This window comes from Shimwellia pseudoproteus (genome assembly GCF_016415625.1).
GTDB classification, from domain to species: domain Bacteria; phylum Pseudomonadota; class Gammaproteobacteria; order Enterobacterales; family Enterobacteriaceae; genus Shimwellia; species Shimwellia pseudoproteus.
In genome coordinates, this window is the sequence record NZ_WBXP01000091.1 from 1 (window position 1) to 5,876 (window position 5,876).

The following is a 5,876-nucleotide window of genomic DNA, read 5'->3' on the forward strand; positions in this document are numbered from 1 at the left end:
ACTATCGGCGAAGGTGAGTTGATGGCTCATGATGTCCCTCTGGGATGCGCTCCGGATGAATATGATGATCTCATATCAGGAACTTGTTCGCACCTTCCCAAACTGGTTGATGCTATTGCCGATCACGAAAATATCACTGTGGAACTGAGCCGCACTTTTGACCATGCGGAACGCGGTAACTACGATCATGTGTTTTACTGTGGGCCACTGGATGCCTTCTTTGGTTATCAACATGGGCGCCTGGGTTATCGTACTCTCGATTTTGAGAAGTTTACTTATCAGGGCGATTATCAGGGCTGTGCGGTGATGAATTATGGCTCTGTTGATGTGCCTTATACGCGGATTACCGAGCATAAATACTTCTCACCATGGGAAAAACACGACGGTTCTGTTTGTTACAAAGAATATAGTCGGGCATGTGGTGCAGACGATATTCCGTATTATCCTATCCGCCAAATGGGTGAGATGGCATTGCTGGATAAATATCTTACTCTGGCAGAAAATGAAAAAAATATCACTTTCGTTGGACGTCTGGGTACTTACCGTTGTCTTGATATGGATGTTACCATCGCAGAAGCGTTAAAAACGGCGAATGACTATCTGCATTCACTGGAAACTGAGCAGGATATGTCGGTATTTACGGTAAATGTTCGATGAATTGTACGGTATTAATCGTTACTTTTAATCGGCTTGAAAAATTAAAAACTACAATCGCCCAAACGCTGAAGCAAAGCTTCAGCGCAGTCGTGGTAGTTGACAATGGGTCCACGGATGGGACCCCGCAGTGGCTGGCATCATTAACTGATGCGAGAATTATTCCCCTCAAACTCGCGGTGAATAGCGGTGGGGCCGGGGGATTTAAGGCAGGTAGCGAATATATTAATCAACATATAGAAACCGATTGGATAGTTTTCTATGATGATGATGCTTATCCAGAAGCTGATTTTTTAGATAATTTTTCGCTATTAACCCATCAGGGGCATGATGTTTTTTGTGGCGTAGTCAGAGATCTTAGTGGTAATGTTTGCGGGATGAACTTACCATTCCGTGAGATCCCTTTCACAATGGCGGATAATCTTGATTACGCCAGACATCCAGATAAATATTTACCTGATGAATCTGCTGCATCTCTGGTCCGAAGTGTTTCCTTTGTTGGTATGGTTATTCGCAGCGATATATTAAAAAAATACACTAACGATATTTATTCTGAATTATTCATTTATTTTGATGATTTATATTTTGGCTATCGATTATCATTAGACGGCTGCAGCATTCTCTTTTCTCCTGATTTGCGTTTTAGACATGATGTGAGTATCCAGGGACGATGTGTTACTCCAGAATGGAAAATATACTATTTAATTCGTAATTTATTACTTGGAACAGCATATTTTCCACAAAAACCTCTGTTTAGTCGCGGCGCTATTTGTCTTCGTGTATTTAAATATATAGCGCAACTTCCATTTCAGAGAAATAAATGGCTATACTTGTCATTTTTATGCAGAGGTATTGTACACGGCATAAAAGGAATAAGTGGTAAGAAGCATTAGTGAGCACACAAATGAAAAGACTGTGTTACTTTATAAATTCGGATTGGTATTTTGATTTGCACTGGACCGATCGAGCTATTGCAGCACGTAATGCTGGTTATGAGATCCATGTAATTAGCCATTTCACTGATGAACGAATAATAGAGAAATTCACAAGTATTGGTTTTCATTGCCACAATCTTTCGATAGAAGCACAATCATTTAATCCATTGATATTTATTCAGGCTTTTCAGTATTCCGTAAAAATAATAAAAAAAATAAACCCTGATCTTATTCATTGTATTACAATTAAGCCTTGTTTAATTGGTGGTGTAATTGCCAAATATGCTAAAAAACCAGTGGTGATTAGTTTTGTCGGTTTAGGTAGAGTCTTTTCTGCATCGACAGTAACGCTAAAATTTTTGCGTTATTTTACGGTTAATGCCTATAAATTTATTGCCAAAAATAAACGCAGCGTCTTTATGTTTGAGCATGAGCGCGATCGTAATCGTTTGGTTACTCTGGTAGGTATAGGCAAAGAGCGTACGATTGTTATCGACGGCGCGGGTATTGATCCGGAGATCTATAAGTATTCTCTGGAGCAGGAAAGAGATACACCGGTGGTACTGTTTGCCAGCCGCCTGTTGTGGAGCAAGGGGCTGGGTGACTTAGTTGAGGCCAAAAAACGGTTACAGCAGCGGGGAATTCACTTTACCCTGAATGTCGCCGGAATTTTGGTTGAAAATGATAAAGATGCTATCAGTGTTGATATTGTAGAACGCTGGCATCAGGCTGGATTAATTAATTGGCTTGGTCGCTCTAATAATGTCTGCGATCTTATTGAAGAATCAAATATTGTTGCCTTGCCTTCAGTCTATTCCGAAGGGGTGCCCAGAATTTTACTGGAAGCGTCATCAGTCGGTCGTGCCTGTATTGCTTATGATGTGGGTGGTTGCCAAAGTTTAATTATTGATAATGACAATGGCCTTATTGTCAAAAGTAATTCAATCGATGAGTTAACGGAAAAACTTGAGTATTTGTTAAGCAATCCGAATGAGCGTGTCCAAATGGGAATTCGTGGCCGCAAGAGGGTCATTGATAAATTTTCCAGCAAGCTGGTTATTAATAATACACTTAAGACCTATCGAGATGTGGTGAGCGATTGAATGAGTAAAATTTGGATAAGATTAATTTTTGAATTCAAATATATAACGTAGTATAAATCAGCTCATCACTGAATATGACGGCCAGAGAAGGATTTAGTTGGTTTCTCTTTACCATTACACGTAATGGGGCAATATATGCGCAGGAGAACAGCGGCCTTTGTGCTATTCTGCATTCACTCGTTATCGACTTGCAGAGTTCGATAATCAACACATCCAACAGGAGTTTGTAATGTCCAAACAGCAAATCGGCGTCGTCGGTATGGCAGTGATGGGGCGCAACCTGGCGCTCAACATCGAAAGCCGTGGTTATACCGTATCCGTTTTCAACCGCTCCCGTGAAAAGACTGACGAAGTCATCGCTGAAAATCCGGGCAAAAAACTGGTTCCTTATTACACCGTACAGGAATTTGTTGAGTCCCTGGAAAAACCGCGCCGTATCCTGCTGATGGTGAAAGCGGGTGAGGGTACCGACAAGACCATTGAGTCTCTGAAACCTTATCTCGACAAAGGCGATATCCTGATCGACGGTGGTAATACCTTCTTCCAGGACACCATCCGTCGTAACCGTGAGCTGTCTGCTGAAGGTTTTAACTTCATCGGAACCGGTGTTTCCGGCGGTGAAGAGGGGGCTCTGAAAGGTCCGTCCATCATGCCTGGCGGCCAGAAAGAAGCTTATGAGCTGGTTGCGCCGATCCTGAAACAGATTGCTGCGGTTGCTGAAGATGGTGAACCTTGCGTTGCTTATATTGGTAACGATGGCGCAGGCCACTACGTTAAAATGGTACACAACGGTATTGAATACGGTGATATGCAGCTGATCGCTGAAGCCTATTCTTTGCTGAAGCATGGTCTGAACCTGAGCAACGAAGAACTGGCAGAGACCTTCACCGAGTGGAATAAAGGTGAACTGAGCAGCTACCTGATCGATATCACCAAGGACATCTTCACTAAAAAAGATGAAGAAGGTAAATACCTGGTTGATGTGATTCTGGATGAAGCAGCTAACAAAGGCACCGGTAAATGGACCAGCCAGAGCTCTCTGGATCTGGGGGAGCCGCTGTCCCTGATCACTGAATCTGTCTTTGCCCGCTATATTTCTTCTCTGAAAGATCAGCGTGTTGCGGCATCTAAAGTGTTGACTGGTCCGCAAGCTAAGCCGTTTACTGGTGATAAAGCAGAGTTCGTTGAGAAAGTACGCCGTGCGCTGTATCTGGGTAAAATCGTCTCTTATGCCCAGGGCTTTTCTCAGCTGCGTGCGGCTTCAGAAGAGTATAACTGGGATCTGAATTACGGCGAAATCGCGAAGATTTTCCGCGCGGGCTGTATTATTCGTGCCCAGTTCCTGCAGAAAATTACCGATGCTTATGCGGAGAATAAAGCCATTGCCAACCTGCTGCTGGCGCCGTACTTTAAGCAAGCGGCTGATGAGTATCAGCAGGCGCTGCGTGATGTCGTTGCTTATGCGGTACAGAATGGCATTCCAACCCCAACGTTCTCTGCAGCAATCTCTTATTACGACAGCTACCGTTCTGCGGTCCTGCCGGCTAATCTGATCCAGGCTCAGCGTGATTACTTTGGTGCGCATACTTATAAGCGCATTGATAAAGACGGTGTGTTCCACACAGAATGGTTAGATTGATCAATATGATTTAAAGTTTTATAAACTAACAAGGCCATCTTTTGATGGCCTTTTTTATGGAGAAAATAATATTAATAATGATGCGCTTTGTTTTATATAAAATAACTCAATGTATGTCGTGAAATTTTTTAGATGAATTTAGTATATTATTGTTATATTAATGATAGTAAACCAAAATCACACAATATGTATTTTTTATCTTCGACTGACCATATAATAGTCTAAATGAATCGTTTTTGATAGTTATGGGCATAGTATAAAATTAGTGTAGTGTAAATTATTTTCTTTCGAATGTTTTTCTTGTGATCAACCTTTCAGTCTGTCCTGCATTAGCTTCTCACATCGCCAGTTGTGCATGATCTCGCGCGGTAAAATACTTACTCCTCTAGTTATATAAAGTAGCCTCAGATACCCCTCTTTATGTTGACCTCCCTTGCGGCGTCGCCGGTCCAGTCTGGATTTTTTATTATCCAGACTAATGTCATCAACGATATTATTTCTTAATCTTTTCAGCAGAGTTGACAAAATGTTCATGTTGATTGAACTATCTTACCTGGAGATAAAATAATGGCAGAAAGGTGAATGAGTAAAATGAGTCGAATTTTAATAATTAGTCCAGATATTGAAGGGCCGGTTATAAATGGTGGCATTGGGACCGCATTTACCGCATTGGCAGATATGTTGGTACAGAACAATGAAGACGTAGATATTCTTTATACCAGCGGAAGATATAGTGAATCGACCCATGGTTTTGAACATTGGAACACTATTTATAAAGAATATCGTATTAATTTGATTCAGCTTGCTGTAGATGAGTCGTTGATTATTGATGCTCCTCATTTCCGTAAGCAAAGTTATCAAACATATTTATGGCTCAAAGATAATGATAAGTACGATAAAATAATTGGCTGTGAATGGCAGGGGGCATTGTATTACACTTTATTGGCAAAGAAGCAAGGGTTGAATTTCAATAACACTGAAATAATCATTAATACTCATGGTTCAAGTATGTGGGCTGATGAAGGTAATTATTCCCTTCCCAGAGATCAAAACCACCTTGAGTTATATTATCTCGAGCAAAAATGTGTGGAGTTGGCCGATAGCGTTGTCAGCCCATCTGCATATCTTATTCAATGGATGAGGAATAAAAAATGGAAACTTCCATTTAATACGAAGGTGATTTTTAACTGCGAGCCTTCATTAATATTTAGAACAGGTAAACATCCTATTGTTAACGAAGATGAAAATACAGAAATGGAAGACACATGTTATGATGGTATTGAGTTGGTTTTCTTTGGCCGCCTTGAAATTAGAAAAGGGCTAGACTTGTTTATAAAGTCACTCAAGAATTTCAACTTGAATAATAAAAATAAAATTAGCAAGATAACATTTATGGGGAAAAATATTGCCATTGATGGTTTTGATGCAATGGATTTTATAGACATAAATGGCTTTGTTGAATAAATCAGATTTCGGGTAAGTCTCCCCCGTAGCGGGTTGTGTTTTCAGGCAATACGCACACTTTCAGGCATACCTGCTTTCGTC

Annotated in this window: 5 protein-coding genes; all 5 read left to right on the top strand. The window is 40.9% G+C overall.

Features of this window, described 5'->3' with window-relative positions; all coding sequences use genetic code 11:
- Nucleotides 1-657, top strand: a 657-nt coding sequence (locus tag F9C28_RS19575) for a UDP-galactopyranose mutase (RefSeq protein ID WP_332909436.1), incomplete at its 5' end; no start/stop codon positions are given.
- The gene (locus F9C28_RS19580; protein ID WP_199016922.1) at nucleotides 654-1,547 is read left to right on the top strand and encodes a glycosyltransferase; all 894 of its coding nucleotides are present in this window, start codon (nucleotides 654-656) and stop codon (nucleotides 1,545-1,547) included. The genes F9C28_RS19575 and F9C28_RS19580, both read left to right, overlap by 4 nt.
- A gap of 11 nt (nucleotides 1,548-1,558) precedes the next feature.
- Nucleotides 1,559-2,692, top strand: a complete 1,134-nt coding sequence (locus F9C28_RS19585; RefSeq protein WP_199016925.1) for a glycosyltransferase family 4 protein — start codon at nucleotides 1,559-1,561, stop codon at nucleotides 2,690-2,692.
- 229 nt (nucleotides 2,693-2,921) lie between these two features.
- Complete coding sequence (gndA, locus tag F9C28_RS19590; protein WP_199016923.1) at nucleotides 2,922-4,331, top strand: NADP-dependent phosphogluconate dehydrogenase; 1,410 nt, start codon at nucleotides 2,922-2,924, stop codon at nucleotides 4,329-4,331.
- Between the two features lie 582 nt (nucleotides 4,332-4,913).
- Nucleotides 4,914-5,795, top strand: coding sequence for a glycosyltransferase family protein (locus tag F9C28_RS19595; protein ID WP_199016924.1), 882 nt, complete (start codon nucleotides 4,914-4,916; stop codon nucleotides 5,793-5,795).
- The last annotated feature ends 81 nt before the right edge of the window (nucleotides 5,796-5,876 follow it).